Below are 25,133 nucleotides of genomic sequence, written 5' to 3'. Positions count from 1 at the left end.
GTTTTTTAATATCCAAGCTCTGATAAACGCTTAGATAAATCTGTGTGTTGGTAATCGTTGATGTCCGAAGCACGCGCCATAGAAAGACGTGCTAAAAAGAAAATTGACTCAACAAACTGACGGTCATAACACTCATAATTTTCAGGAATAACTTTTAATCCAAGCGCATCCAATAATGCACAAGCGTTCTCAATTTCACTCAAGCCATTGGATTTCTTATCATTTTTCATTCTTGATAAGGTGCTCGCATCTACTCCGAGTCTGTCCGCAATTTCGCCATTATTTTTTGATGCAAGAGCCTGCATAACTAAAGCTCTTGTGTTTCTGGCTCTTGCAGTAAGGTCATTAGATAATTTGCTCATGGTTTAGTTCCTAAGCGGTTGCATTAGTTCGTTTAATTGGCTCTTTGCCACTTGCTAAGTCTCTGATTTGGTATTCGCGAGCTAAAGGGATTTTTTCATTAGGCCACTGATAAACAGCAGGTGGCTCAATTCCTAATAACTTTGCTAAGCCAACACCATTCACACCAAGCAACTTATAAGCTTCCTGTTTGGTCATTTGCTCAACCTCAAAAATAAGATTTCTTAGTATTAAAACAAAGATAACTTATTTTTGCAAGATGTAAGATAACTTATATGAAGAAACTAGAAACTATGGGTCAGCGTATTCGCGCCTTACGAAGAGAAAAGAAATTAACTCAAGGCGATTTGGCAAAAATCGTCGGGGTTAGTGCGCCTAATGTCACTGGTTGGGAGAAAGATGCATATGCACCTAAAGCTGATCCTTTAAGTAAAATGGCCGCTTATTTTGGTGTGTCCACTTCGTATATTACAAATGGTGATGAAAGTGGTCCTCAATTGGACAACAATGCTGTTCAATTAAATGTTCTAGATATCGAAGCGTTTAAGAAAAAATACAATATTCCAGATAGTGAAGATGCTGTTAAGTTTGTTCAAACATCAGATAAGCCATTCCCTATTCAAAAAAGATATGTCCCTGTTAAAGCCTATTCAAAGATGGGTATGGATGGGTATTTCACAGATATGGGTTACGAAGGTAACGGTGGTGATGGTTATGTTCCAACTCACTCAGCAGGACCAAGAGCCTATGGCATTAAAGGCACTGGCGACTCAATGTTTCCAGCAATTCGTAATGGCTGGTATGTTGTATGCGACCCTGATGCAGATCTTGTGCCGAATGAGTTTGTTCAGGTGTGCTTGAAGGATGGAAGATGCACAATTAAAGAATTTGTCGGCATCAATGGTGGGGTTTTAAGTTTGCTTTCTGTGAATGGTGGTGAGCGATTTTTCTTTGAAATGGACGAGGTTGAAAGTATTACCGCTATTACAGATATCGTGCCGCCAAGTCAGCACAGACAAGAACATCCTTATTCGCATTAATCACAGGAAGACTTATGGACAATTCAAAACTACCAATCAACCAAATCATTGCCCGTATCAATGATGCTGCGAAAAATAGTGAAGCTTTGGTGCTAACAGCCGAAGAAGTGAAGATTCTTTCTAAAGATATTGGCGACAAAGTCTTTATTCCTGTGCTTACTAATGAGCAGGTCGTGCAGTTGGTAAAAGAAGGAAAGCTTGGACAGAAAATTAATAACACAAAAGATTAATAAACTGTGAACCCGACACAGTACTTTATAACGGTTCGGGCAAAGTGGTGCGACAACCAATGTCAAACTCATGATGAAACTAAAAATACAGACTGTTAGACTATGACAATAACCAATACAGACCTGATTGATGATGATGCTATGAGTGAGAAATTCCATGTAGTTTATGATGGCAAAGCATTAGAAGAACACCTAATGGATGTTCGAGATCTTGCGCCTGCTATGATGGCTATAAGTGACCTCTTGACTCATGCCAATAAAGAGATCAATGGGGATAAGCTTGAAATTCAATTAAATGTCAAAGCAAACTTTAAAACAGGTTGTTTTGGAATAGAATTTGTTGAGCACCTATCTTGGGTGAATCAAATCAAAGATCTATTAGTTGGCCCTACTGCAACGGCCTTAGCAAACGCAAGTGGGATCTTGGGATTGGTTGGTTTTTTTGGGGGTGCTACTGTTGGTGTAATTCAAATCTATAAAAAACTGAAAGGCAACCCTCCTGTTAAGATAGAGGAAACTGTTGATCATGCAAAAGTCTTTTACACTGAAACTGAATATTTAGAAGTTGATAAAAGAGCGTTACGTCTTTACCGAAGCAAGGTGATTGCATCCGATATTGAAAAAATGCTAGAACCATTAAGCAAAGATGGGATTGACTCATTTTATGTTGTAAAAGAAATGCTTGATGAAAATGTTGAGCTATTTATTGACAAAAAAGAAGTTGAGTATTTTAAATTTCAGGACATTGATGATCATTTGAGCGAAAGCATCACAGAAACTTTTTTGCAAATTGAATCAATATCATTTAAGGAAAAAAACAAGTGGCGATTCAATAATGGCGGCTCAACAATTAATGCTTCTATTACTGATGAGGTGTTTCTGCAAAAGATTGATTCTGGATTGCTTCGTTTTGGTAAGGGCGACTTACTTAAGGTTAAGCTAAAGACCATCCAATTTTTAGCTCATACAAAACTTAAGACAGAGTTTGAGGTTGTGGAAGTTATTGAGCATAAGACTACCAAACAAGAAGAATTTGATTTTTAAAATACAAAATTAGCAACGCTTAACCCACCTAGTGTGGGTTTTATTTTGTCTATTAAAGCATAAAAGTAAGCTTTCTTAAATTAAAATAAGATTTCTTATTGACAATAAAACTAAGTTTTCTTATATTTATCTCATCGACAAACAAAAAAGCACACCGCCCTCCCCAGGTCCGATGTGCTTTTACTCAACGAGTGAGATAAGTATGAATCAAAGAATGGAAAAGTACAAGTTTAGCCAAGCCTTTAAGGATGGCTCGAAAGCTTTTTTAGCTTTCTGGGTTATCACCTTCATTGTATTTGCATTCTTACGAGGCTGTGCCGACGAGCAACACGTCAACGAACTCAAAGCAAAACAGAACATGTATGTGCGTGTGCAAGTGGAAGGAGATAACTAATGGATACAAAATCAGTTGCAACCGTTTCAGTTGTGGTAATTGAAGCCCTAATGATGCTTGTTGAACATGAAGGCATAGAGCTTCCAAGCATCTCATTGAAGCTTAAATCTGAAGATGGTTCAAGAATTAGTTATGAAGTTGATTTCTCACACTTAGTTGAACAAACCCTTAAAGGACTTAAAGAGCTTAGTGAGGGTGAGCAAGACAAGGAGCCCTCTCATGGATAACTACATAGCACTAGCTAGTTTCATTGGGTTCTTCAACCTCATCTTGGCGGTTCACTGGGGGATTATCTAATGAATATGTTAGTTAACAAGCCAGAGTTGCTGTGCCCTTCTTTCCCGATGCTTCAAGTGTCTGGTGAGTTTGAAGTTAAAGACAATACAGTTTCATTTGAACTGGAAAGCGGCTGTGCAACTTTGAAATGCAAGATGGTTGCCGATGTTACTAAACAAGTTCGTGTGGTTGGTTCTCTTATGAATCCAGAGGACAGTAAGGATCAATTTTACGATCAACTAGTAGTAGATGACCGCACACATGTTGAAGTTGTTGGTACTGAATATGTAGAGACTCCAATCGGCCTTCTATTTCAACTCACATCAACACAAGTGGCTGACTTAAACGAGCAGCTTAAATACTACGCCGAAGAATTGGCAGATGAAGAAGCAGGAGTGGTGTGATGGGAACTAGACATTTAATTTGTGTGCAGCACAACAATGAATACAAAGTTGCAAAATACGGTCAATGGGATGGTTATCCAAGTGGTCAAGGTGCTGGAATATTAGAGTTCTTAAAAGGAGAATTTAACAAAGCTCTTTTTATTCAGAAGCTAGACAACATCTTTGAACCTACCGATGAGCAAGTTAAAGCTTGGTACAAAGAAGCTGGCAATACTCGTGATGATGGTTATGTCGACTTTGAAGTATCTAAACGTTTTTCAGCTAAATATCCTTCTTTTTCACGTGATGCTGGATCAGATATTTTGGGAATTATCCAAAATTCTGAATCACCTATTCCGATGCGCAAATATCTTGAATTTGCTGCTGAATCGCTATTTTGCGAATGGGCGTATGTAATTGACCTAGATAAAAATACTTTTGAAGTTTTTCAGGGCTTCAACAAAAAACCATTAGATAGCAGTGAAAGGTTTGCATCTGTTACTTCCCCAGATAGTAACGAAGGATACTACCAAGTGAAATTCTTAGAGTCATTTGATTTAGATAATTTGCCATCTGAAGAAGACTTTATTGCTCAGTTAGAACGCGAAGAGGATTAGGAGAAGATTATGAATGCGCCAGTTTTGGTACATAACATGTCGAATGCAGCGTATCACGCTCATTCGGCTGTTAGTAGCTCACAGCTTAAAACCATTCTGCGTTCTCCTGCACACTTCTTTGCTGAGCACATGAGTGGTAAGGAACACAAGCAGACTACTGCAATGGCGCTTGGTACTGCGGTTCATGTTCTATTCCTTGAACCAGAAGTTTTTAACGATGAAGTTGCAATCGAACCAATCGTTAATAAGCGAACAAATGTAGGTAAAGAAGCAATAGCAAAGTTCTTACAGAACAATGCAAACAAGGCAATCATTACCGAAGAACAATATCAAGCAGCCGCGAAAGCTGCGGAAGCAATGAAACGCCACCCTATGTACAACATGATTTTATCAGGTGGTATTCGTGAAGCTTCGATCTTTTTTGATGATGAAGAAACAGGTCTTGAATGTCGTATTCGCCCTGATTGGCATGTAGCACCTGAAACAAGTGAATATTTCCCTAACGGGTTAATTGTAGACATCAAAAAGACAACGGATGCGCGTGCGAATGCATTTTCAAGAAGTTGCCAAAACTATGACTACTCACTTTCAGCAGCTATGTATATCAATGGATACAAGGCTTATTACGGTGAAGATTACAACCCTTCTTTCCTATTTTTTGCAGTAGAAGAAGACGATCCGCATGAGTCAATCATCTATTACGCATCAGATGAAATGCTGTTTATCGGTGAGCAAAAACGTCGATCTGCAATGCTAACTCTACTGCAATGCAAACAGTCAAATGAGTGGCAAGGCTACACAAAACAGATTCAACCAATTGATTTGCCTTTATGGGCTAAGAAAGAATTTCTAGGAGAATAACAATGAATATGCTTGCAACATTAAATCAAGGCATTGTTCCTCAAGCTGAAACAGCAGCAAATGTGCTTGCAGCACAAGCAAAGGCCCAAGTTGAAGCACGTTATATGATGGCTATGCATCGCCCTAGAAATTGGGATGCTGTGCGTCAAGATTTATTAAAAGAATGTCGTCGTCCTTCCTTTGCTGACAATACATCCACCTACTACAAAAAACCTGTTGGCGGTGGTTCTTCTGTGACTGGTTTGGGTATCCGCTTTGTAGAAGTGGCTATCCGCTGCATGACAAATATTCTTACTGAAACAACCATGATCTTTGAAGATGACCACAAAGAGATTCATCGTGTTTCTGTAACTGATCTTGAGTCAAACACTACATATCCTCAAGACATCAAGATCAACAAAACTGTTGAGCGTAAATCTAGCGCAGGCCGTGAAGTAGTAAGTGAACGCCTAAATAGTTCTGGTCAGAAAGTATTTGTAGTTGTTGCTACAGAAGACGAAATGCTTAACAAGCGCAATGCTGCGATTTCTAAGGCGATTCGTAATGCTGGACTTCGTATCATTCCAGGTGATCTACAGGATGAAGCAGAGCATCTAATTCTGCAAACCCGTCAAAGTGGCATCAAAGAAGATCCAGAGAAGTACCGCAAGCAAATTGTGGATTCATTCAACAACATTGGCGTTAAAGCGCAAAACCTTGTTGATTATATCGGCTGCCCTCTTGATCAGTGCTCACCTGCTCAAATTGACGAATTGCGCGCTGTATTTGGAGCAATCAAAAACGGTGAAACCACATGGCAAACAGTTATTGCTGAGAAAAATGAGCAAGAGTTATCAGAAGGTAAAAAATCCCCTTCAAATGACATTAATGCAGTAAATCAAGCAATTCAGCAACAAGGATAAGGTGGCAGCATGACAGATTTGAATAAGGAAAGAGAGGCTTTTCTAAATACCTTCCAATATTACAAAGGAAGAAGAGACATTATTTTTAGTCATGAGCATGAACTGTTTATGACTAGATCAAACAATCCTTCTGAAGTTGCTCAAAAAGAAATAAGCAACATGAATAGCCGTTGGGATGCTTGGCTTAGATGTGCAAAGCATCGTGATGCAGAGCTTGAAAAAGCCAAAGCTCAGGCGGTGCCAGAAGGCTACGTTTTAATGCCATTAGAACCTACTCAAGAAATGCTTGGCGCTGCAAACCTTGCACCAATGCCTATGGTCCATATTGACAGCATATCTGGTAGAGAAAAGCTTCGTATATCTACTCAATACAAAGCAATGGTTAATGTTTGCAAATCGGGAGCTGAGGGATGAGTGAATTTAACTTTGAGCAACTTTATCTAATGGCTCTCATGAATAGTAAAAAGCCAAAGTACGTTTTGAATTGGGTTCATGTATCCAGACATGGGCCAGGTGCGACAAAAGCTACAGAAATTTGTGAATATTTTGGGATAGATCCAGAAGGCACTGATTTTAGAAAAGCGGAAAGTAAGGAGGGGTGAAATGTTATTGACTACTGATGAAGTTGAGCTAATCAAAACATGTGATGAAAGCCCTGAACAATATATTGCAGTTTTTCAAGGTCAACAGATTGGATATCTCCGATTAAGACATGGCGAATTTAGAGTTGATTATCCTGATTGTGGTGATGAGACAATTTTGTATTCTCAAGAGCCACAAGGCGATGGGTGTTTTGAAGAAGATGAACGTGAGTACTTTTTGATGAAGGCCAAAAAAGCAATCGTTAAGAAGTTTAATGAAATGGAGGGGTGAATGGGGATTATGCAGTTTTCAATCACTTTGGAGGGTGATACCCCTCCTCAGATTTTACTTGGTCAAAATCTTGGTGGCGCTATTGTCACCAAGCTTGAGCAGGTTAAACAAGAGTTAGTAAGTGCTGCTGAATTGGCGAAGGTATATAACTTAAGTGTTACTACCATTCGAGAAAAGCTTGTCTCAATTAACCAAGGTACAGGCGGGAAACACATGTACGATCCTGAGCGAGCACGTCAAATACTAACTAAAAAAGATGCAAACAAACGTGGTAGAAAGAGAGCTAACTAGCTCTCACTACTATTAAACATTTCTACAAGGTCCTGAGCATTTGGGTTGTAGTACGTGTTAATTAAAATACCAATAGTCTTATGCCCTGTTATTTTAGCTAGTACTTCAACTGGTAATTTCCTTTCTCGAACCATTCTTGTAATTGCTTCATGTCGTGTGTCATGAAAGTTAATGTGCTTCAGATCAGCAGCATCACGAATTTTTATCCATGTCCTTTTAAAAGTCTCAGCTTTAACTGGCAGTAAAATATCACTGTTTGACGGTAGTATTGATATAAGTCTTTTAGCTTCTTTAGACAATGGCACATTCCTAGACTCGCCATTCTTCGTCATAGGAAGGTGGACAAAGCCATCTTTAATGTCCTCTCTCCGCATACCAAGTATTTCGCCTTGTCTCATTGCTGTTTCAAGTGCAAATAACATTGCCCAACATACATAATGCTTTACGAATCTTGGGGAATTATTTTTATCCCACTTGGCTTGTTGTAGAATTTTTTCTTGATCTTCAAAAGTAATACGCTGGCTTCGGCTCTTCCCCTTTTCAGGTTTAATTACGTTTTGCCAAACATTAGATTCAATTAAAAATAATTCTTTTTGAGCATAGGTAAATATTGATGAAAAAATAGAGAACTCATATAAGACGGTTCCATTCTTTACTTCAAGTACCCTTTTATTTCGCCACCTAGCTATATCGCTTGGCTTGAAGTCATATATTGATTTAGATGCCAATTCACCAACAATACGTTCCAGATTGTCCAGCTTATTTCTAATGACATGCTTTGATCTTAATTTAATTCCCTTTTCTGCATAGTATTTTTCGCAAAGCATCTTAAAAGGATAAGGTGTCTTTATCCCCTTTTCTTCTTGCACTTTTCCAGATTTCAACTCAAGCAGCTTCATAGCTGCCCATTGCTCACATTCTTTTTCTGTGTCTCTGGTGCATGAATATCTTTTGTTTTCGTAGGTCACAGTAATACGGTACGTTTGCCCACGCTTAATAGGTTTAGGTAATTTCATTCTTGGTGCAGATTTGGTGCAGATTACTTTTTATTTTACTCATTTTATAAAAAAAATAGTCAAAATAATCACTATATGGTGCAAATATAGGTGACTAAAACAGGTCAATTTAACCCACAGATACAATATAAATTATTGATATTTAACAAGTCTAAAATTATTAGAATAATTTTTAACTCAACTTTATCAACAATATATACAGCATGTGGGCTAAATAACCTTTTTAATTATATTGTGGGTATAAAACTATTTTTTTGTGTTGATAAACCATTTGCAATAACAGCTTGATCATAAATTCTAGCTTCAGCAAGTGCAAATGGATTGAAATTTTCATGAGTAAGTAACTCTGCAATATGCCCTACCACATTCATATGGCAAACAACCACAATCGACTCATAAGGAATTTGAGATAGCCATTCAATCGCTTCTTTTGCATCATCGTCAGGCTTAATTTTGTCGCATAACAACACTGGCACATCTTTAAAATAGGTCTGGATATGCGCCAACGTTTCCTGAGCACGCAGCAAAGGACTAACAACAAAAATATCTGGTTTTACAATATCTTTTAAAAAGGTTGCCGTTTGCTCAGCCTGTGCATGTCCACGCGCAGTAAGGGGACGTTTAATATCATTACCATTTACTGGCGGAGCAGCTTCCCCATGACGAACTAATGTCAGTTGCATAAAATTTCCTTGTAAACAATTCTTGCATTATAACCACAATTTATGACATTTATTCGTCAGACTTCATGATGAGGTAAAACAAACTCGACATCACTACGGTGTCCATTTTTCATAAGAGAAAGTGCAATATTTAATGGTGGAGCGCCTTCAAAAATGACCTCATATAAAGCATTGGTAATTGGCATATATACGTCTAGTTCTTGTGCCTTGCCACGCACCTGAACAATCGTGTTAATACCTTCTGCAGTTTGACCTAATTCTTTACTCGCTTGTTCAAGCGTTTTACCAGAACCTAGCGCATAACCAATTTGATAATTACGGCTTAATGGACTATTACAAGTCGCAAATAAATCACCTACTCCAGATAAACCTAAGAACGTAAGTGGGTTTGCACCTTGTTTTACCGCGAAACGGCTCATTTCAGCCAAAGCACGCGTTAAAATCATACTCTTGGTATTTTCACCAATTTTATATGCTGCCCCAATTCCCATAGCAACGGCATAAATATTCTTAAGGGCACCGCCTAACTCAACTCCATGTACATCATCGCTACCAAAAACACGGAATAACGCACTATGAAGTGCATGCTGTACGGCATAACGGACGAGTTCAGAATCACTTGCAATTACAGTACCAGAAGGCATACCTGCCATAATTTCTTTAGCAAGATTTGGTCCTGACAATACGCCATACGGCACTTCTGGTAATTCTTCACGAATAATATCACTCATGAAGCTAAATGTTTTAGCTTCAACACCTTTGGTTAAAGACACCACAGCTTGTGCAGTAATATAAGGCGCTATTTGTTTTAAAACGTCACGGAATGAGTGGCTTGGAATTGCAACTAAAATAATATCTCGATCACATACCGCTTGCTCAAGATCAGAAACTGCACGTAATGAAGATTCTAAAGTGAAGTCTGGTAAATAACGTTTATTAATATGGGTTTTATTAATTTCTTCTGCTGTTTCGGCATCACGAATCCAGATCATGGTATCGCAGCCATTACGAGCAGCTAAATTTGCCATGGCTGTACCAAAGCTACCGCCCCCTAAAACGGTAATACGTAATGCCGTTTTTTTATCGACCGCAACAGGTTCCACCAAATCTGTAAACTTAAATTCAGCCATGCTTTATTATCCTATTTCTTACTTTTACAGACGTTAAGCCTGCCAAACTTTTACGAATTCTTTACTATCAATATCTGCACGCGGTGCAATTGCTTTAGCTGCTGTGCCGACATAAATAATACCTGAAATCAAATCATGCGGTTGCAGACCTAAATGCTGTTTTAACCAGTTTGATTCGACAACGGCACCACTACGCCACATGGTCGAGAACCCTTGAGCTTGTAAAGATAACAAAAGATTTTGTACTGCTGCGCCTGTACTCAAAATTTGTTCGAAGTGTGGAACTTTCGGATGATCTTGTAATTGCGTAAGAGCTAAAATAAGTAGCGGAGCTCGAAAAGGATGTTGCTTCACTCGTTCAAGCTGTGCAGGATCAGACTCACCCAAATCGACCAATGCTTTTGCCAGAACTTCACCAAAAGCAGCACGTTGGTCACCTGACACCATTACAAAACGTGTTGGCTTAAGTCTATGATGATCTGGAGCTGTTAAAGCTGCCTGAAAAGCCAACTCTAACTGGTCTGTATTTGGGGCTGGCTCAACTAATTGGCCAATAGACTGACGCTGATGAATATTTTGGTGAATTATTTGTATTGCTGAATCCGTCATTAATATTAATCTAACTCAAAAATTCGAAATAGATTAGCATAATCTACCGTTAATCCACCATTGAATCTAGCTTATAAACTTAGTGAATTCATAGTTTGACATTTTTTAATACAAAACATCAAAACTCATACAACGTCTTCAAAATCAATTAGAAAACTTATGTTCAAATAACCCTATCTTTTGGTGATTAACTTAGGTGCATTATGAAAAAAATAATTTTAGCGAGCGCAATGAGCGGTGTTGTTTTATTACTAGGTGCTTGTGCAACCACGCCTAAAAACACTTTAGCGATTCAAAAAGAAAATAATCAGTTTGAAGTGACTGGAATTGGCAAAACCAATTTAATTGCAAAGAATAATGCGGTTACTGCGGCACAAAAAACATGCTCTAAGAGCACAACGCCAGTTATTGTTGATGAAAAAACGTCTTACCATGGGGTTTTAAAAGATGTGGTAAGTGAAAAGACTGGTCAAATGGTAGAAGCTGCTGCGGGTGTCATCGGTACTTTAACGGGTAAAAATGCATCTTTAGCAAAAGATGATGACTATCAAACAACGCTTACCTTCTATTGTAAAATAAATTAATCAAAAAAAATCCCAATCAAATGATTGGGATTTTTTATTAGCAATAACCATCTAGTCGGGTTAGAGGCAATTTCTTACCAATTGCTTTTTCAATTTCGGGTAAATAGAAAGCATCATCTTCAGATAAGAAACTAATACTTACCCCTTGTGCCCCTGCACGACCTGTACGACCAATACGATGGACATAATCATCAGACTGCTCAGGCAATGTAAAATTCACTACATGTGATACGCCGTCTACATGAATACCACGACCAGCAACATCGGTTGCGATCATGATGTTATGCTTGCCTTGCTTAAACTGCTCCAACATTTTTAAACGTTTATCTTGAGCAATTTCACCAGATAGCATCCCCACTTTGTATCCATCTTTTTTCAAATGGTCGTAAAGACGACGTACCTGATCACGGCGATTGGCAAAGATCATAACTTTATCAATTGGCTCTTCACGTAAAATATCTTGTAAAAGACGATATTTATCTTGTTTAGCCACAACGTAAACACGTTGTTCGACATCATTATTGGTCTTTTGTTCAGGTTCAATTTCAACAGTTACTGGTTCAAATAACCACTGTCTTGCCAAGTTCAAGACATCATAACTAAATGTTGCAGAGAACATTAAGGTTTGACGTTGTTCCTTACGTGGTGAATAACGCACAATACGTTTTACCGAAGGAATAAAGCCCATATCCAATAAACGGTCAGCTTCATCAATCACTAAAAATTCAATTTGATCGAGCCAAACTTCTTTTTGTTCTACAAAATCAATTAAACGCCCTGGTGTGGCAACCATGATATCGACAAAATTAGCATCAAGTTGCTTCTTCTGCTTATCGAAATCAACGCCACCTAATAGGGTCACTAGGTGTAAATTAGAAAATTTTGTGAGAGATTTTGCATCACTTTCAATCTGCAATGCCAACTCACGAGTAGGTGCTAAGATTAAAGCACGAGGCTCACCACGGAAGCGTTGCTCCTGAACCGGATTATTGAGCAAATCATTAATTACACTAATCAGAAAGGCAGCAGTTTTACCTGTTCCTGTCTGTGCTCGCCCAATTGCATCATGCCCGGCTAATGTATATTTTAAAACCTTTTGCTGAATTGGGGTCATTTGAGTAAACCCTAAAGCATCAATCGCCTTTTTAAGTTGCGGATGTAAATTCAAGGTTTCAAAACCAGATGTCATAAATACGCGCTCTAACAAACAATCTCTCGAATGAGAAGATCATTATAAACAAAAACGCCCCAATTCAAAAATTGGAGCGTCCATGATTCATCAAAAAGATGAATTAGTCTAAAGGCTGAACGTTTTCAGCTTGAAAACCTTTTTGACCTTGTACAACGCTAAATTCTACACGTTGACCGTCACGTAGAGAACGGTGACCGTCACCTACGATTGCACGGAAGTGAACGAATACATCGTCGCCGCCGTTACGTTGAATAAAACCAAAGCCTTTAGTGTCATTAAACCACTTTACTACGCCTTGTTCACGAGCTGTCATAAGTCAATCCTCAGATGATGAAAAAAGGACCTTCCGGTGTTGCAAACAGCAGAGCAAACAAGGTTTTAAAATTTTTATAATCTTAAAGCTTGTAATCATTCTGTAAAACTATCAACAATTTCCGGTTACATCCATTTGTTATAGGGTTATTAAAACAATTTAACTGTGTGGTAATTCCTAAAACGGTTCGAGCTTAACACGGGTTTATGACAATTAATAGAATTTTTTTCATTTATTTCCCCTATTTTTAGCTGTTTTTTTAAACAGCTTATTACAATAATTTTTATCAGTATTGATTAGTTGTTCTTTATATAAAGTTATGTAGGGTTTACAAAAATTTGTTAAAATAATTTTTTTAGTTGTTTTGATGATGAATGAGCACTACTTCTTCCGCTACGACGCCTATTGAAATTAATGCCCTTGGCCAACCTTGTCCAATGCCATTATTAATGTTGAAACGTGAACTTAAAAAATTATCGGGAAAACAACTATTCTTATTAAAATCATCTGACACGCATAGTGAAATTGATGTAACACGTTATTGCCAATTACATCATTTTACGTGTCAAACCATGCAGATTTCAGAAAGAGAATTTCACTATTTAATTGAAACTCAATAATTCTTTGCTAAACTAAAAGATTAGAAACTGCATAAAATTTTACATTTCTATACCCAATTTTCCTTAATTATGAAGCCGATTCAAATTAAGATGAACTTATTGGTTAATCCATCCTATCCTATAAGGAGAACTCATGAGTGACAGCAGCAATCAATTGATGCCCCTGTCATTGTCTGCGCCCGGTGTAAACCTTGGTGCATATATCAGTACTGTCAATCAGATTCCTATTTTAACGGCTGAGCAAGAAAAAGAGCTTGCTGAGCGTTATTATTATGACCAAGATCTTGATGCCGCAAAAATGCTGGTAATGTCGCATTTACGCTTCGTCGTTCACATTGCGCGCAGCTATGCAGGTTATGGCCTACCTCAAGGTGACCTTATTCAAGAAGGTAACTTAGGCTTAATGAAAGCCGTAAAACGTTTTGACCCAAATATGGGCGTACGTCTTGTATCTTTTGCCGTCCACTGGATTAAGGCAGAAATTCACGAATATGTTATTCGTAACTGGCGTATTGTAAAAATTGCAACAACCAAAGCTCAGCGTAAACTTTTCTTCAATTTACGCAGCTTAAAAAAATCGAGTAAAAAGCTCACATTAGAAGAAGCACAATCTATTGCAAACGACTTAAATGTTACTCCAGAACAAGTTTTGGAAATGGAAGGTCGTTTAACAGCATATGATGCTGCTTTTGAAGCTCAAGGCGATGACGATGATGACACCCCGCACACTGCGCCAGTGTTATATCTTGAAGATAATCGTTATGACCCTGCTCGTTTAGTAGAAAATGAGGATTGGGAAGAACAAAGTACATCTGCTTTGCATGACGCAATGAACCAGCTAGATGACCGTTCACGTAATATTTTGCAGCGCCGTTGGTTAGATGACGATAAATCTACCCTCCATGAGCTTGCCGCTGAATATAATGTTTCTGCCGAACGTATTCGTCAGCTTGAAAAGAATGCGATGGAAAAAATTAAAGTCGCAATGTCTGCAAGCTAAAGAAAATGAAAAAATAAAAGGGCGATAAGCCCTTTTGTTTTATCTGGCTATGTTTAGCCAACCTATTCTATGGTAACGTTGCCTTTCATTATTCAGTTGCGTTTTTTGTTATGTGGATTGCCATTTCAGCCCTTAATCTTGCTTTCGCAGTCATGTTGGGTGCTTTTGGAGCACATGGTCTTAAAGCTCACGCGAGCCCTGAACAACTTGCTTGGTGGCAGACTGCAACCGACTACTTTTTTTATCATGCGCTTGGATTGTTAGCGCTTGGTATTTTAAGCAAGGTTCTTCCTCATTTCCCAATCAAGTTATCTTTCTTGCTTATTCAGATTGGCATTCTGTTCTTTTGTGGTTCGCTTTATATCATGGCATTGGGTTTACCGCGGATATTAGGCGCAATTACGCCAATAGGTGGAGCTTTGATGATTGCCGGATGGCTAATCTTGACTTGGAATGCTTTCAAATACGCAAAATAATCGGAATGTGATCATGCAAATTTATTTAAATGGCGAATTAACGGACACGCCTAGCCAAAACCTGTTGCAACTCATTCAGGAACTGGCACTTGAAGGAAAACGTTTTGCTGTTGAACACAATCAGCAAATCGTGCCTAAAAGCAAATTAGAGCAAATTACGATTGCTCAACATGACCGTATCGAAATTATTCACGCTGTTGGCGGCGGCTAAGTCGGAGTTATCCATGCAAGACACCCCTCTCATTATTGGTTCACGTTCTTTTCAATCTCGTTTATTGGTAGGAACAGGGAAATATAAAGACTTAAATGAAACGGATTTAGCCATTCAAGCTAGTGGTGCAGAAATCGTAACTGTCGCAATCCGCCGTGTGAATATTGGACAAAATCCAGATCAACCGAATTTACTTTCTGTCATTCCACCAGAAAAATATACAATCTTGCCAAATACTGCAGGTTGTTTTGACGCTGACAGCGCAGTACGCACGTGTATGCTAGCGCGCGAGCTACTTGATGGTCATAACCTAGTAAAACTTGAAGTGTTGGGTGATGAAAAAACTTTATATCCAAATGTAACCGAGACTTTAAAAGCCGCTCGCACTTTGATTGATGACGGTTTTGAGATTATGGTCTATACCTCTGACGACCCAATCATTGCTCAAGAACTTGAAAGTATGGGCTGTGTTGCAATTATGCCTTTAGGTAGTTTGATTGGTTCAGGCTTAGGTATTTTAAACCCGCATACCATTTCAATTATTAAAGAAAATGCCAAAGTACCGGTTTTAGTAGATGCAGGTGTTGGTACAGCAAGTGACGCTGCTATTGCGATGGAACTTGGTTGTGATGGCGTATTGATGAACACAGCGATTGCAGCGGCTCAAAATCCTATTTTGATGGCTTCTGCAATGAAGAAAGCTGTTGAAGCAGGACGTGAAGCATTTTTAGCTGGGCGTATGCCACGCAAACGCATGGCAAATGCAAGTTCACCAGAAACAGGTTATTTCTTTAAATAATTTATTTCTAAGGAATCACTGCTTTTTTCAGTGGTTCCTCTCTCCTCTCATGTAACCATTTTCGCTTTTCAAAAAAGATTAAAAATCTATATCACTTTATTCAATCAACAGATCTAAATTTTATATTCAGCTTAGGCTATTCCAATATTTTCTTTAAATTTTGCTTGGCGTTTAACTCAAAATTCTTTTGGAAATATGCAGTTTGATAAAGCGGCTCAGACTGATAAAAATTCATTAAAACTTCTTTTCGCTTAATTGAATATACTTCTGAATCAACCCAAGAATACTCCTGCTGAATTTGCTGTTCATACTGGATAAAACGTTCAGGTGTTGCTGCCAAAATAGCTAAATCGATATCTAACAAAAATTGCAAATCTGTTTCACCGGTTGGTGCATGCTTTTGAGTCGCAAGAATCCAACGCTTTATTTTCTGTATTGTATCGAGCTGTAAATCTTGAGCCATTAATTGCTCAAATAACTCGGCACTTTTAAGTTCATTATCTAGCGCTTGAGGTTCGTAGACTACATCATGGAACCAGAGAGCCAATGCAACAGCATACGGATCATTTAATTCGGACTGAATCGTCTCAATTAAACTCAAACATTCATATAAATGTTGTACGGTGTGGTAGGCACGCTGCTTTTCACTATAAGCAGCAATAAGTTCATTTAAAATTTTCTGCGGTTCAGAAAAATGATAATGCTGATGCAGCTCAAACCAAAAAAGTTCCAGTTTTAATAAGTAAAGCTGTATCAGCATCTATTAACCACGCTTAGGATTATTGTTCATCACGCTTAAACACCAACTCTTTTGCCGATGAGTTATCAGCATCAAAGTAGTAACCCTCGGTATTAAACGCTTTGATGTCTTCAGCTTTATTTAATTGGTTTTCAATAATAAAACGAGCCATTAAACCACGTGCTTTTTTCGCATAGAAACTAATGACTTTATATTTGCCATTTTTCTGGTCAAGGAAAATAGGCTTCACAATTTCAGCCTTAATTTTCTTTTCATTGACAGATTTGTAATATTCATCTGAAGCCAAATTTACCAGCAATTCTGATTTAATTGCCGCTAAATCTTCATTAATCTGGTTAGTGATGATGTCATCCCAAAATTCATACAAATTATGACCGCGCGTATTTTTTAATTTAGTGCCCATCTCTAAACGATAAGGCATCATTAAATCTAAAGGACGCAATAAACCATATAAACCAGAGAGCATACGCAAATGCTGCTGAGCAAAATCAATATCTTTATCTTTTAAGTGATAAGCATCTAAACCAGTATAAACATCTCCTTTAAATGCATAAATTGCCTGACGAGCATTTGAAAAATCAAATTCTGGCTTCCAGTCCCTAAAACGATCAGCATTAAGTGTGGCAATTTTTTCACTGACACTCATTAGACTCGCAATTTCCGACGCAGAAAGTTTGCGGCAAACATCAATTAATTGTGCGGAGTGTTCTAACAAGCGTGGCTGAGTAAACTCATCTGTAGGTAACGCTGTTTCATAATCTAAAGTTTTTGCAGGAGAAATTAAAGCAAGCATAGACAACCTGAAAAAATTATTATTAATGCCAACTATAACAGTAGATATTTTTTAATGCTAACTCGTGTTTTCAATGACGACTATCGGTAAAATAGCACTTACGTATTGTTATTTAGCGGTTCTTCTATGTCTGAGCAAATTTTCATCCAGGGTCCAGTAGGTAAAATTGAACTTTTTGTTGACCACCCTGAAGGTGAAATCAAAGGCTTTGCAGTTGTTTGTCACCCTCACCCATTACAAGGTGGAACCCCTCAACATAAAGTCCCTGCTCTTTTAACCCAAATCTTTAATGAATATGGCTGTATTGTTTACCGTCCTAGTTTCCGTGGTTTAGGCGGCAGTGAAGGTGTTCATGATGAAGGTCATGGAGAAACTGAAGATATTTTAGCTGTGATTGAGCATGTCCGTAAGCTTCATGCAGGTTTGCCATTTTATGCAGGTGGCTTTAGCTTTGGCTCACATGTTTTGGCAAAATGTCATGCGCAGCTTAGCCCTGAATTACAGCCAGTACAGTTAATTTTATGTGGTTTACCAACAGCTACTGTTGTGGGCTTACGTCACTATAAAACACCTGAAATTCAAGGTGATATTCTACTCATTCATGGTGAGCAAGATGACATTACCTTACTTTCAGATGCAATTGAGTGGGCAAAACCACAAAAGCATCCAATTACGATTTTGCCGGGCGCCAACCACTTCTTTACAGGTTATTTAAAACAGCTTCGCCAAATCATTACACGTTTTATTATTATGAAATAAACGGTAACCTGATGGGCATAGATTGAGTCTATGCCCATCATTTTTAAGCCATGTCATTATTGAAAATTATTCCAACTCAATCCAAAACGCGCTAAATATTTTTTTACTCGGTCGCTACCATGCACCATAATTTTTATAAAATTTTAATAAGTGTCTATAATATAAAAATTACGCATTTGACTAAAAAATTCCAAGAATATGCTTCATTTTACCTTTTTAGGCACATCATCAGGTGTACCCACGCTTTCACGCAATGTTTCAGGATTAGCTGTTCGTAACAGTAAAAATAAGGACTGGATTTTAGTTGATACTGGTGAGGGTACACAGCATCGTATTCAGCAAGCTAGACTCTCACTACAAAACTTAATTGCCATTTGTATTACACACGTTCACGGCGATCATTGTTATGGCCTAGTTGGTTTACTGGCAAGTGCAGGCATGAATGCCCGTACAAAACCATTAATCGTGATTGCGCCCAAAGAAATTCAACAATGGTTTGAAATCACTGCTCAACTTACAGACTTACATTTGCCTTATTCAATAAAATTTATTGATGTTAATGAAGCAACTCGGCCACAGCAGCTCACCGATGAGCTCTTTATTCAAGCACATCCACTAAGTCATCGTGTTCCGAGTTTTGCATTTAGTATTTATATAAAATCCACCCAGAAGAAGATAGATATTCAAGCTTTAACTCAGCTTGGCGTACCTAAAGGCGATATTTGGGGGCATTTAAAACGAGGCTACGATGTTGAGTTTGAGGGGCGAATTTTAAAATCTCAAGAATTTATTAAAATTCAAAATCAGCAGATTCATGCAATTATAGGTGGTGATAATGATCGGCCAGAATTATTAGCGGATGCTTGTAAGGATGCTCAATTACTTATTCATGAAGCAACTTATTTGCAAACAGTCTTAGATAAAGTAGGTAAAGGACCAATGCACAGCTCAGCAAAAATGGTGGCTGAATTTGCTGAGCAGCAATCTCTAGACAATTTAATTCTGACACACTTTAGCCCTAGACATCAGGATAAAACTGGGCAGCAAGCTATTACCGAAGAAGTTCGCCAGTTTTATAAAGGTCATTTTTATTTAGCGAATGATTTTGATGAATTTACTTTAAGTGAAACAGGACAACTTTTAAAAATCGAGTAAAAATTATATTTGTTGTGAGATCGAATTAGCTACATATCATTTCTATATAAAAGTTTAAGAAGCTCATAATTGAGCTTCTTATCTCTTAAAAAATTACTCTACAGATGCTAAAGCGGTTACCAGTAGCTTCCAGCATTTCTCTACAGTATCAACTTTAACTCGTTCGCCCGGTGCATGTGCCCCTTGAATATCTGGTCCAAACGAAACCATCTGTAAATGTGGGTAATGCTCGGCAATAATCCCACATTCTAAGCCTGCATGAATTACTTTTAGATTTGGCTCAATATTAAATGCATTTTGATAGGCCTGCTGTAAGCACTTTAGAGCAGCCGAATCTGGATTTGGTGTCCAACCCGACACTAACGGCGTAAGTGTAGAGCCGATATTAAATTGGCTGAAATGGGCCTGAATTTTTTCGGCAAAATCTTGAGCTTCTTGGTTCACCATTGAACGGACCATTAAAACAGCTTTTCCACCTTCTCGATTTAGTCTCACCACCCCAATGTTATTTGAGGTTTCAACTACATCTGGTAGAACCTGACTCATACTTTCAACGCCATAAGGACTTGTTGCCAAAGCTTGCAACCATTCATTTTGCTGTTGTTGAGTAATCACTTCGGTCACTTCAACACCAGTGGATTGAATACTTAATTGCAAGTTGTCATCAATACCCTTTAGCTGTTCTTTCCATACCGTTTGATATTCAGCAAGTAACTTTTCTAGGCTTGATAACTGATTAGGCGAAATTGCAATAGTTGCCACAGCTTCTCGCGGTAAAGCATTACGGGCCGTACCACCTGTAAACTCAACAAGATGCCCACCTAGAGAGGCTAAATATTGATTTAAAAAGCGAGCCAAAATAACGTTGGCATTGCCACGTCCTAAATGGATATCTACGCCAGAGTGACCACCTTTAAGACCAGCCACCTGAATATTCACAACATTCAAATTTTCAGGGATTGGTTCATAACTAAGCGGCTGCTCTACCTCAACATCAATACTACCAGCACATCCTAAATACAACTCACCCCACTCTTCCGTATCAATATTAAATAGCCATTTTCCTTTTAGCACACCTGTCTCTAAAAGCCGCGCACCACTCATCCCTGCTTCTTCATCGACTGTTAAAAGAACTTCTATTGGGCCATGAGCAATATCATTTGAATCTAAAACAGCTAATGCCAAAGCTACCCCAATACCATTATCAGCACCTAAAGTAGTGTCTTTGGCAATTAACCAGCCATCCTCAAGAACTGGACGAATCGGGTCTTTAAAGAAGTCATGTACCGTGCCAGTATTGGCTTGTGTAACCATATCTAAATGGCCCTGAAGAATAACGCCAGGCACATGTTCTTTACCCAGAGTCGCATTTTTACGGATAATCAAATTACCAACTTCATCTACATAAGTTTCTAAATTCCGACTTTCGGCCCAGTTTTGTAAAAACTCACGAAGTTGCTGTTCATGCTTTGACGGACGAGGAATAGTACAAAGTGTTTGAAAATGCTGCCAAACGACTTGAGGAGATAATGCGGCAATATCAACTTGTGTCATGAAAACTACACTCTAATTATGTAAATATCTTAATAATTTCAATATACACAAAGCATTAAAGATAGGTAGCGATTTCGGGAAAGATTTTGTATTTTTATATTTAATTTAAAGAAATTGTACGACTTTTCTAAAAAGCCGTACTTCACAAATAAGTCTTAACAATAATATGTTTAGCTTTTCCACTCAAATGCTGAAAAGCTATGATCGGCTTTCAAGCTATTTTCAACAGCCTGTGCAAGCTGACGAATAATACTTTGTGTTTCGATTTTCTCAAACCAGTCTTGTTCTTCATCAGGATTGGCAGAGATTTCACACATTAAATGCCCATCATGGTCTGTTTGCTGGCAAGTAATAGACAATGGTAAAAGGTGATTATCAATACTTACTTCCACCTTTTCATGTTCATGCACAATATGCTGTGCATCAAAACCATAATTCCCCAGTTGTTTAAACAGTAAAGCCGCTACATATTCTTGAGTGATATGGCATTCATTTGGTGGATGATCAAGCACCCCATGTTGTGGGCAACTGGCAATAAATTGTAATTTTTTCATCCTTTGTCCTAACACTTTTATCATTATCTGCACTTAGCATAAGCAATAAACAAACAGCAGCCAAGCCTTTAGCTCGCTGCTGCCGTTGCTATTGTGTTAGCAATTATAAAATGTGTTAGGTAAAAAGTTATTGGCTAACTTCAATCGTTAAGCCTGCACGATTCGCCAACTCAGTAAAAGTTGGGAAACTTGTAGCAACAGTCTCAGTACCGTGAATTGTAATCGGACCAGAAGTACGAAGACCTGCCATACTAAAACTCATGGCAATACGGTGGTCATGGTGTGATTCAATTTCACCACCAGCAAAGATTGGTGACCAATCACCAGATTTGCCTTTACCTTCGATAATGATGCCATCTTCAGTAGGTGTGCAATCAATGCCCATGATTTTTAAACCATCTGCCATAACTTGAATACGGTCAGATTCTTTCACGCGAAGCTCTGCTGCACCTGTTAATACTGTTTGGCCTTCGGCACAAGCCGCTGCAATAAATAAGGCTGGGAATTCATCAATTGCTAAAGGTACTTGGTCTTCAGGCATGTGAATGCCTTTAAGCGTGCGTGAACCTTTAATATGAATATCAGCAATAGGCTCTCCACCAGCGATACGCTCATTTTCAACAGTCAGGTCAGCACCCATCTGTTTTAAAATTTCAATTACGCCAGTACGTGTTGGATTAATACCTACCGCTTCAAGTACAACGTCTGCACCTTCAGTAATTGCAGCGCCCACCATGAAGAAAGCAGCAGATGAAATATCAGATGGTACCTGAATATTAGTACCCACTAACTTACCGCCGCCCACAAGGGAAATTTTATTGCCTTCAGTTTTAACATCATAGCCAAATGCACGAAGCATACGCTCTGTATGATCGCGTGTTGGTTCCGGCTCAGTGACCGAAGTTTCACCTTCAGCCCACAAACCAGCTAGTAAAATACCCGACTTCACCTGAGCAGATGCCATAGGTAAATCGTATTGAATACCTTTTAATTGCTGACCACCAGTAATGCTTACAGGTGGTGTACCTTTCTCACCTGTCGTTTGGATTTGCGCACCCATTAAACGTAATGGTTTAGCAATACGCTCCATTGGACGTTTAGAAAGTGACGCATCACCTGTCATAACAGAATCAAACTTTTGTGCAGAAAGCATACCTGAAAGCAAACGCATGCTTGTTCCAGAGTTACCCATATACAATGCACTTGCTGGTGCTTTTAAACCATGCATGCCCACGCCATGAATGGTCACTTCACCATTCTTAGGGCCTTCAATGCTTACACCCATATCACGGAAAGCTTGTAAAGTTGCTAAAGCATCTTCACCTTCAAGGAAGCCTGTTACATGCGTAGTGCCTTCTGCAATAGCACCAAACATAATGGAGCGATGTGACACAGATTTGTCACCCGGTACGGTAAATTTACCTTTAAAAGCCTTATTTCCCGGTAAGATACTGAATTGCTGTGTCACCTTATTTTTCTCCATTAAAGGTTTTTTGGCTAACATATGATTGAAATGCTGACGTGCTGCCTGAGCATGGCCGAGTAAACCCATTAATGCATGAGAATCTTCGTTTTCAATCAATTTTCTAAGTACGGTAAGTTGTTTCTCGAAGCCATCTACAGCATTTAATATGGCTGTTTTATTGGCAAAGAAAATGTCATGCCACATTTGAGGATCACTGGCAGCAATTCGTGAAAAGTCACGAAAACCACCGGCTGCATAACGGAAAATATCAAGGTTATCTTCACGGTTTGCAAGTTGCTCGACCAGATTAAATGCCATTAAGTGCGGTAAATGACTGGTATGCGCCAAAACCTCATCATGTTTGGCAACATCCATACATATCACTTCAGCTTTAGCAGCTGACCAAAGTTGAATCAATTTCTCAACTGCCCATTCTGCACTGGTTGGTAATGGCGTCAAAATCACTTTGTGATTTGCAAAGAGATCGACCTTACCTGCGTGGACACCCGTGTGTTCACTTCCCGCAATCGGATGCCCGGGAACAAACCCTGCTGGTAAATCTTCACCAAATACAGCTTTTGCTGCATCTACGACATTACCTTTTGTACTTCCCACGTCAGTTACAATTGTGGTTTCTGACAAATAAGGTTTAATTTGCTCAAGCACTTTTTGAGTGGCACGCACTGGCAAGGCTAAAACAACTAAATCCGCCCCTTTCACGGCTTCAACAGGATCGGAAAACCCTTCTTGTATTAAGCCAAGTGATTTTGCATCTTCTAAAGTTTTCTGTGAACGTGTAGATGCCACAATAGTTGTGGCCAACTTTTCTGCAACAATAACGCGAGCCAAACTCGACCCAATGAGTCCTAAACCAATAAATGCAACTTTTTTAAATAGGGGTTGTGACATAACTTCAACTTTACTTTTGCTCAAAGTGATTTAAACCTTTGAGCAATTTGTTTTTAAGTATAATGACATGCCCATCTTGATACATGTCATTATTCCAACATGAGTGATTAAAGAACGGCAGCAGGATAAGAACCTAAAATACGAAGTTCTTTTACCATTGGACGAATCTCATTAATTGCCGCAGCCACATTTTCCTGATCGATATGACCTTCTAAGTCAATAAAGAATACATATGCCCATTTTTCAGGTAGTGCTGGGCGAGTTTCAATACTCGTTAAGCTGATATTATGTTTTGCAAACGGCGCTAAAATTTCTAATAAAGCGCCTGCACGGTCATGCGCTGAAATTAATAATGAAGTTTTGTCATTGCCACTTTGTGGAATTTTTTCACGGCCAATCACTAAGAAGCGAGTGGTATTTTCTGGATTATCTTCAATATTACTATGCAAGATTTCAAGGTTATACATACCTGCTGCAATATCAGACGCAATCGCTGCTGAATGCCATTCATTGCGAATACGGCGTGCAGCTTCTGCATTTGAGTTTAAGGCAACACGCTCAACACCTGGATAATGTGCGTCTAACCACTGACGACATTGAGCCAAAGTTTGCTGATGCGCATAAATCTGCTTAATACTGTCTTTACGTGTATTTTCAGAAACAAGGAATTGATGATGAATACGCAATTCAACTTCACCAATCACATTTAAATTCGAAGTTTTAAAACAATCTAAAGTATGGTTTACGATACCTTCAGATGAGTTTTCAACCGGAACTACACCATAATGCGCACTACCCGCTTCTACTTCACGGAACACTTCATCAATAGTTGGTAGCGGACGAACAACCGCATCTTTACCAAAATGTTTAAGTACGGCAGATTGAGTAAAAGTACCTTCTGGGCCTAAAAATGCAATACTTTGCGGAGCTTCTAAAGCAAGGCAAGCAGACATAATTTCACGGAACAAACGGGCCATAGTTACATCAGATAAAGGCCCTTGATTGCGCTCCATAACTTTACGTAAAACTTGTGCTTCACGTTCAGGACGATAAAACAAAGGATTCTCTTCAGAAGCAAATTTAGCTTTCGCAACAGCTTCAGCAAGGCTTGCGCGGCGATTTAATAACTCTTGAATCTGTTGATCTACGCTATCAATATCTTCGCGAATTTGTTCTAAACTAAGAGAAGTCGTTTTGTTTTGATCATCGTTGATCATTGGAAGGCAGCCTCAGCAAAATCATCTTTTAAACGAGAGTATAACAATAGTCGGCTTTGTTTT

Annotated in this window: 35 protein-coding genes; 21 read left to right on the top strand and 14 right to left on the bottom strand. The window is 38.6% G+C overall.

What is annotated here, in order from left to right:
- Nucleotides 1-5 precede the first annotated feature (5 nt).
- On the bottom strand, nucleotides 6-362 hold the full coding sequence (locus RFX69_RS17745; RefSeq protein WP_057047854.1) for a hypothetical protein: 357 nt from the start codon (nucleotides 360-362) through the stop codon (nucleotides 6-8).
- 10 nt (nucleotides 363-372) lie between these two features.
- Nucleotides 373-558, bottom strand: a complete 186-nt coding sequence (locus RFX69_RS17740) for a Cro/CI family transcriptional regulator (RefSeq protein ID WP_017725177.1) — start codon at nucleotides 556-558, stop codon at nucleotides 373-375.
- 77 nt (nucleotides 559-635) lie between these two features.
- On the opposite strand from RFX69_RS17740, the gene RFX69_RS17735 reads away from it, so the two are divergent.
- The 13 genes from RFX69_RS17735 to RFX69_RS17675 all read left to right on the top strand — a co-directional run bounded on the left by RFX69_RS17735 (nucleotide 636) and on the right by RFX69_RS17675 (nucleotide 7,271).
- Complete coding sequence (locus RFX69_RS17735) at nucleotides 636-1,400, top strand: LexA family transcriptional regulator (protein ID WP_038405699.1); 765 nt, start codon at nucleotides 636-638, stop codon at nucleotides 1,398-1,400.
- Between the two features lie 14 nt (nucleotides 1,401-1,414).
- A complete protein-coding gene (locus tag RFX69_RS17730) occupies nucleotides 1,415-1,630 on the top strand; it encodes a hypothetical protein (RefSeq protein WP_000370479.1) in 216 nt (71 codons plus the stop codon).
- Between the two features lie 102 nt (nucleotides 1,631-1,732).
- The gene (locus tag RFX69_RS17725; RefSeq protein WP_140987276.1) at nucleotides 1,733-2,674 is read left to right on the top strand and encodes a hypothetical protein; all 942 of its coding nucleotides are present in this window, start codon (nucleotides 1,733-1,735) and stop codon (nucleotides 2,672-2,674) included.
- A gap of 202 nt (nucleotides 2,675-2,876) precedes the next feature.
- Nucleotides 2,877-3,068, top strand: a complete 192-nt coding sequence (locus tag RFX69_RS17720) for a hypothetical protein (protein ID WP_309169522.1) — start codon at nucleotides 2,877-2,879, stop codon at nucleotides 3,066-3,068.
- Nucleotides 3,068-3,295 (top strand): hypothetical protein, encoded by a 228-nt coding sequence (locus RFX69_RS17715; RefSeq protein ID WP_000380112.1) that lies wholly within the window; start codon nucleotides 3,068-3,070, stop codon nucleotides 3,293-3,295. Before RFX69_RS17720 ends, RFX69_RS17715 begins: the two co-directional genes overlap by 1 nt.
- Before the next feature lie 69 nt (nucleotides 3,296-3,364).
- Nucleotides 3,365-3,748: a hypothetical protein gene (locus RFX69_RS17710; RefSeq protein WP_031983586.1), complete on the top strand. Its 384-nt coding sequence runs from the start codon at nucleotides 3,365-3,367 to the stop codon at nucleotides 3,746-3,748.
- Nucleotides 3,748-4,344 (top strand): hypothetical protein, encoded by a 597-nt coding sequence (locus tag RFX69_RS17705; RefSeq protein WP_289333173.1) that lies wholly within the window; start codon nucleotides 3,748-3,750, stop codon nucleotides 4,342-4,344. Before RFX69_RS17710 ends, RFX69_RS17705 begins: the two co-directional genes overlap by 1 nt.
- Before the next feature lie 9 nt (nucleotides 4,345-4,353).
- Nucleotides 4,354-5,205: a PD-(D/E)XK nuclease-like domain-containing protein gene (locus tag RFX69_RS17700; RefSeq protein ID WP_289333174.1), complete on the top strand. Its 852-nt coding sequence runs from the start codon at nucleotides 4,354-4,356 to the stop codon at nucleotides 5,203-5,205.
- Nucleotides 5,206-5,207: 2 nt separating this feature from the next.
- A complete protein-coding gene (locus RFX69_RS17695) occupies nucleotides 5,208-6,107 on the top strand; it encodes a hypothetical protein (protein ID WP_289333175.1) in 900 nt (299 codons plus the stop codon).
- Nucleotides 6,108-6,116: 9 nt separating this feature from the next.
- On the top strand, nucleotides 6,117-6,521 hold the full coding sequence (locus RFX69_RS17690) for a hypothetical protein (protein ID WP_289333176.1): 405 nt from the start codon (nucleotides 6,117-6,119) through the stop codon (nucleotides 6,519-6,521).
- Nucleotides 6,518-6,709 carry a hypothetical protein gene (locus tag RFX69_RS17685; protein WP_001288762.1) on the top strand — a complete coding sequence of 64 codons (192 nt, stop codon included), beginning with the start codon at nucleotides 6,518-6,520 and terminating at the stop codon, nucleotides 6,707-6,709. Before RFX69_RS17690 ends, RFX69_RS17685 begins: the two co-directional genes overlap by 4 nt.
- 1 nt (nucleotide 6,710) lies before the next feature.
- A complete protein-coding gene (locus RFX69_RS17680; RefSeq protein WP_000927770.1) occupies nucleotides 6,711-6,980 on the top strand; it encodes a hypothetical protein in 270 nt (89 codons plus the stop codon).
- Nucleotides 6,981-7,271, top strand: coding sequence for a hypothetical protein (locus RFX69_RS17675; protein ID WP_034129350.1), 291 nt, complete (start codon nucleotides 6,981-6,983; stop codon nucleotides 7,269-7,271). It abuts the gene before it with no gap.
- Here RFX69_RS17675 and RFX69_RS17670 read toward each other — a convergent pair.
- From RFX69_RS17670 to RFX69_RS17655, 4 genes are all read right to left on the bottom strand, one after another.
- Nucleotides 7,268-8,287 carry a site-specific integrase gene (locus RFX69_RS17670; RefSeq protein ID WP_110958237.1) on the bottom strand — a complete coding sequence of 340 codons (1,020 nt, stop codon included), beginning with the start codon at nucleotides 8,285-8,287 and terminating at the stop codon, nucleotides 7,268-7,270. The genes RFX69_RS17675 and RFX69_RS17670 overlap by 4 nt on opposite strands.
- Before the next feature lie 227 nt (nucleotides 8,288-8,514).
- Nucleotides 8,515-8,970, bottom strand: coding sequence for a histidine phosphatase family protein (locus RFX69_RS17665; protein ID WP_001177595.1), 456 nt, complete (start codon nucleotides 8,968-8,970; stop codon nucleotides 8,515-8,517).
- 56 nt (nucleotides 8,971-9,026) lie between these two features.
- Complete coding sequence (locus RFX69_RS17660) at nucleotides 9,027-10,100, bottom strand: NAD(P)H-dependent glycerol-3-phosphate dehydrogenase (protein ID WP_000807316.1); 1,074 nt, start codon at nucleotides 10,098-10,100, stop codon at nucleotides 9,027-9,029.
- A gap of 33 nt (nucleotides 10,101-10,133) precedes the next feature.
- Nucleotides 10,134-10,709, bottom strand: coding sequence for a nitroreductase (locus RFX69_RS17655; RefSeq protein ID WP_271055775.1), 576 nt, complete (start codon nucleotides 10,707-10,709; stop codon nucleotides 10,134-10,136).
- 203 nt (nucleotides 10,710-10,912) lie between these two features.
- Between RFX69_RS17655 and RFX69_RS17650 the strand changes: the two genes are divergently transcribed.
- A complete protein-coding gene (locus RFX69_RS17650; RefSeq protein ID WP_000720482.1) occupies nucleotides 10,913-11,293 on the top strand; it encodes a hypothetical protein in 381 nt (126 codons plus the stop codon).
- Between the two features lie 37 nt (nucleotides 11,294-11,330).
- On the opposite strand, the gene rhlB is transcribed toward RFX69_RS17650, so the two are convergent.
- A complete protein-coding gene (gene rhlB / locus RFX69_RS17645) occupies nucleotides 11,331-12,482 on the bottom strand; it encodes an ATP-dependent RNA helicase RhlB (RefSeq protein WP_000200418.1) in 1,152 nt (383 codons plus the stop codon).
- 103 nt (nucleotides 12,483-12,585) lie between these two features.
- Complete coding sequence (locus RFX69_RS17640; protein WP_000126912.1) at nucleotides 12,586-12,798, bottom strand: cold-shock protein; 213 nt, start codon at nucleotides 12,796-12,798, stop codon at nucleotides 12,586-12,588.
- A gap of 374 nt (nucleotides 12,799-13,172) precedes the next feature.
- Here RFX69_RS17640 and RFX69_RS17630 point away from each other — a divergent pair, with 374 nt between their 5' ends.
- From RFX69_RS17630 to RFX69_RS17610, 5 genes are all read left to right on the top strand, one after another.
- Nucleotides 13,173-13,418: a sulfurtransferase TusA family protein gene (locus RFX69_RS17630; RefSeq protein ID WP_350499282.1), complete on the top strand. Its 246-nt coding sequence runs from the start codon at nucleotides 13,173-13,175 to the stop codon at nucleotides 13,416-13,418.
- Nucleotides 13,419-13,551: 133 nt separating this feature from the next.
- The gene (rpoH, locus tag RFX69_RS17625; protein ID WP_001285359.1) at nucleotides 13,552-14,418 is read left to right on the top strand and encodes an RNA polymerase sigma factor RpoH; all 867 of its coding nucleotides are present in this window, start codon (nucleotides 13,552-13,554) and stop codon (nucleotides 14,416-14,418) included.
- Nucleotides 14,419-14,528: 110 nt separating this feature from the next.
- Entirely contained in the window at nucleotides 14,529-14,894 is a 366-nt protein-coding gene (locus tag RFX69_RS17620; protein ID WP_238816255.1) for a DUF423 domain-containing protein, read from the top strand.
- A 13-nt stretch (nucleotides 14,895-14,907) separates the two neighbouring features.
- Nucleotides 14,908-15,105, top strand: coding sequence for a sulfur carrier protein ThiS (thiS, locus tag RFX69_RS17615; RefSeq protein ID WP_001167820.1), 198 nt, complete (start codon nucleotides 14,908-14,910; stop codon nucleotides 15,103-15,105).
- A gap of 13 nt (nucleotides 15,106-15,118) precedes the next feature.
- A complete protein-coding gene (locus RFX69_RS17610) occupies nucleotides 15,119-15,904 on the top strand; it encodes a thiazole synthase (RefSeq protein WP_001154366.1) in 786 nt (261 codons plus the stop codon).
- A gap of 136 nt (nucleotides 15,905-16,040) precedes the next feature.
- Here the strand turns inward: RFX69_RS17610 and RFX69_RS17605 are convergent, their stop codons facing one another.
- Nucleotides 16,041-16,664, bottom strand: a complete 624-nt coding sequence (locus RFX69_RS17605; RefSeq protein ID WP_000908221.1) for a metal-dependent hydrolase — start codon at nucleotides 16,662-16,664, stop codon at nucleotides 16,041-16,043.
- A 19-nt stretch (nucleotides 16,665-16,683) separates the two neighbouring features.
- On the bottom strand, nucleotides 16,684-17,457 hold the full coding sequence (gene yaaA, locus RFX69_RS17600; RefSeq protein ID WP_000880398.1) for a peroxide stress protein YaaA: 774 nt from the start codon (nucleotides 17,455-17,457) through the stop codon (nucleotides 16,684-16,686).
- Nucleotides 17,458-17,583: 126 nt separating this feature from the next.
- Between yaaA and RFX69_RS17595 the strand changes: the two genes are divergently transcribed.
- Both RFX69_RS17595 and RFX69_RS17590 read left to right on the top strand, forming a co-directional pair.
- The gene (locus tag RFX69_RS17595) at nucleotides 17,584-18,216 is read left to right on the top strand and encodes an alpha/beta hydrolase (RefSeq protein WP_271055777.1); all 633 of its coding nucleotides are present in this window, start codon (nucleotides 17,584-17,586) and stop codon (nucleotides 18,214-18,216) included.
- Between the two features lie 198 nt (nucleotides 18,217-18,414).
- On the top strand, nucleotides 18,415-19,371 hold the full coding sequence (locus RFX69_RS17590) for a ribonuclease Z (protein WP_271055778.1): 957 nt from the start codon (nucleotides 18,415-18,417) through the stop codon (nucleotides 19,369-19,371).
- 93 nt (nucleotides 19,372-19,464) lie between these two features.
- Here the strand turns inward: RFX69_RS17590 and RFX69_RS17585 are convergent, their stop codons facing one another.
- The 4 genes from RFX69_RS17585 to pheA all read right to left on the bottom strand — a co-directional run bounded on the left by RFX69_RS17585 (nucleotide 19,465) and on the right by pheA (nucleotide 25,070).
- Nucleotides 19,465-20,925, bottom strand: a complete 1,461-nt coding sequence (locus RFX69_RS17585; protein ID WP_271055779.1) for an aminoacyl-histidine dipeptidase — start codon at nucleotides 20,923-20,925, stop codon at nucleotides 19,465-19,467.
- A gap of 170 nt (nucleotides 20,926-21,095) precedes the next feature.
- On the bottom strand, nucleotides 21,096-21,479 hold the full coding sequence (locus RFX69_RS17580; RefSeq protein WP_000735997.1) for a hypothetical protein: 384 nt from the start codon (nucleotides 21,477-21,479) through the stop codon (nucleotides 21,096-21,098).
- Between the two features lie 127 nt (nucleotides 21,480-21,606).
- A complete protein-coding gene (locus RFX69_RS17575) occupies nucleotides 21,607-23,853 on the bottom strand; it encodes a bifunctional prephenate dehydrogenase/3-phosphoshikimate 1-carboxyvinyltransferase (protein ID WP_000082052.1) in 2,247 nt (748 codons plus the stop codon).
- 107 nt (nucleotides 23,854-23,960) lie between these two features.
- Complete coding sequence (gene pheA / locus RFX69_RS17570; RefSeq protein WP_000606364.1) at nucleotides 23,961-25,070, bottom strand: prephenate dehydratase; 1,110 nt, start codon at nucleotides 25,068-25,070, stop codon at nucleotides 23,961-23,963.
- Nucleotides 25,071-25,133 lie beyond the last annotated feature (63 nt).

The sequence above is a fragment of the Acinetobacter sp. 148 genome (assembly GCF_031196675.1).
Taxonomy (GTDB): domain Bacteria; phylum Pseudomonadota; class Gammaproteobacteria; order Pseudomonadales; family Moraxellaceae; genus Acinetobacter; species Acinetobacter baumannii.
This window is presented reverse-complemented; position numbering and strand designations above follow the sequence as displayed.

Excerpts from the sequence above, each read along its gene's own strand:
- RFX69_RS17705 (WP_289333173.1), top strand. The coding sequence starts at position 3,748 with ATGGGAACTAGACATTTAATTTGTGTGCAGCACAACAATGAATACAAA.
- rhlB (WP_000200418.1), bottom strand. The coding sequence starts at position 12,482 with ATGACATCTGGTTTTGAAACCTTGAATTTACATCCGCAACTTAAAAAG.
- RFX69_RS17675 (WP_034129350.1), top strand. The coding sequence starts at position 6,981 with ATGGGGATTATGCAGTTTTCAATCACTTTGGAGGGTGATACCCCTCCT.
- RFX69_RS17665 (WP_001177595.1), bottom strand. The coding sequence starts at position 8,970 with ATGCAACTGACATTAGTTCGTCATGGGGAAGCTGCTCCGCCAGTAAAT.
- RFX69_RS17620 (WP_238816255.1), top strand. The coding sequence starts at position 14,529 with ATGTGGATTGCCATTTCAGCCCTTAATCTTGCTTTCGCAGTCATGTTG.
- RFX69_RS17685 (WP_001288762.1), top strand. The coding sequence starts at position 6,518 with ATGAGTGAATTTAACTTTGAGCAACTTTATCTAATGGCTCTCATGAAT.
- RFX69_RS17585 (WP_271055779.1), bottom strand. The coding sequence starts at position 20,925 with ATGACACAAGTTGATATTGCCGCATTATCTCCTCAAGTCGTTTGGCAG.
- RFX69_RS17735 (WP_038405699.1), top strand. The coding sequence starts at position 636 with ATGAAGAAACTAGAAACTATGGGTCAGCGTATTCGCGCCTTACGAAGA.
- RFX69_RS17720 (WP_309169522.1), top strand. The coding sequence starts at position 2,877 with ATGAATCAAAGAATGGAAAAGTACAAGTTTAGCCAAGCCTTTAAGGAT.
- RFX69_RS17715 (WP_000380112.1), top strand. The coding sequence starts at position 3,068 with ATGGATACAAAATCAGTTGCAACCGTTTCAGTTGTGGTAATTGAAGCC.
- RFX69_RS17630 (WP_350499282.1), top strand. The coding sequence starts at position 13,173 with ATGAGCACTACTTCTTCCGCTACGACGCCTATTGAAATTAATGCCCTT.
- RFX69_RS17680 (WP_000927770.1), top strand. The coding sequence starts at position 6,711 with ATGTTATTGACTACTGATGAAGTTGAGCTAATCAAAACATGTGATGAA.
- RFX69_RS17660 (WP_000807316.1), bottom strand. The coding sequence starts at position 10,100 with ATGGCTGAATTTAAGTTTACAGATTTGGTGGAACCTGTTGCGGTCGAT.
- RFX69_RS17725 (WP_140987276.1), top strand. The coding sequence starts at position 1,733 with ATGACAATAACCAATACAGACCTGATTGATGATGATGCTATGAGTGAG.
- RFX69_RS17690 (WP_289333176.1), top strand. The coding sequence starts at position 6,117 with ATGACAGATTTGAATAAGGAAAGAGAGGCTTTTCTAAATACCTTCCAA.
- RFX69_RS17655 (WP_271055775.1), bottom strand. The coding sequence starts at position 10,709 with ATGACGGATTCAGCAATACAAATAATTCACCAAAATATTCATCAGCGT.
- RFX69_RS17730 (WP_000370479.1), top strand. The coding sequence starts at position 1,415 with ATGGACAATTCAAAACTACCAATCAACCAAATCATTGCCCGTATCAAT.
- RFX69_RS17580 (WP_000735997.1), bottom strand. The coding sequence starts at position 21,479 with ATGAAAAAATTACAATTTATTGCCAGTTGCCCACAACATGGGGTGCTT.
- RFX69_RS17740 (WP_017725177.1), bottom strand. The coding sequence starts at position 558 with ATGACCAAACAGGAAGCTTATAAGTTGCTTGGTGTGAATGGTGTTGGC.
- RFX69_RS17610 (WP_001154366.1), top strand. The coding sequence starts at position 15,119 with ATGCAAGACACCCCTCTCATTATTGGTTCACGTTCTTTTCAATCTCGT.
- RFX69_RS17670 (WP_110958237.1), bottom strand. The coding sequence starts at position 8,287 with ATGAAATTACCTAAACCTATTAAGCGTGGGCAAACGTACCGTATTACT.
- RFX69_RS17575 (WP_000082052.1), bottom strand. The coding sequence starts at position 23,853 with ATGTCACAACCCCTATTTAAAAAAGTTGCATTTATTGGTTTAGGACTC.
- RFX69_RS17640 (WP_000126912.1), bottom strand. The coding sequence starts at position 12,798 with ATGACAGCTCGTGAACAAGGCGTAGTAAAGTGGTTTAATGACACTAAA.
- thiS (WP_001167820.1), top strand. The coding sequence starts at position 14,908 with ATGCAAATTTATTTAAATGGCGAATTAACGGACACGCCTAGCCAAAAC.
- RFX69_RS17710 (WP_031983586.1), top strand. The coding sequence starts at position 3,365 with ATGAATATGTTAGTTAACAAGCCAGAGTTGCTGTGCCCTTCTTTCCCG.
- RFX69_RS17745 (WP_057047854.1), bottom strand. The coding sequence starts at position 362 with ATGAGCAAATTATCTAATGACCTTACTGCAAGAGCCAGAAACACAAGA.
- RFX69_RS17650 (WP_000720482.1), top strand. The coding sequence starts at position 10,913 with ATGAAAAAAATAATTTTAGCGAGCGCAATGAGCGGTGTTGTTTTATTA.
- RFX69_RS17590 (WP_271055778.1), top strand. The coding sequence starts at position 18,415 with ATGCTTCATTTTACCTTTTTAGGCACATCATCAGGTGTACCCACGCTT.
- pheA (WP_000606364.1), bottom strand. The coding sequence starts at position 25,070 with ATGATCAACGATGATCAAAACAAAACGACTTCTCTTAGTTTAGAACAA.
- RFX69_RS17700 (WP_289333174.1), top strand. The coding sequence starts at position 4,354 with ATGAATGCGCCAGTTTTGGTACATAACATGTCGAATGCAGCGTATCAC.
- RFX69_RS17605 (WP_000908221.1), bottom strand. The coding sequence starts at position 16,664 with ATGCTGATACAGCTTTACTTATTAAAACTGGAACTTTTTTGGTTTGAG.
- yaaA (WP_000880398.1), bottom strand. The coding sequence starts at position 17,457 with ATGCTTGCTTTAATTTCTCCTGCAAAAACTTTAGATTATGAAACAGCG.
- rpoH (WP_001285359.1), top strand. The coding sequence starts at position 13,552 with ATGAGTGACAGCAGCAATCAATTGATGCCCCTGTCATTGTCTGCGCCC.
- RFX69_RS17695 (WP_289333175.1), top strand. The coding sequence starts at position 5,208 with ATGAATATGCTTGCAACATTAAATCAAGGCATTGTTCCTCAAGCTGAA.
- RFX69_RS17595 (WP_271055777.1), top strand. The coding sequence starts at position 17,584 with ATGTCTGAGCAAATTTTCATCCAGGGTCCAGTAGGTAAAATTGAACTT.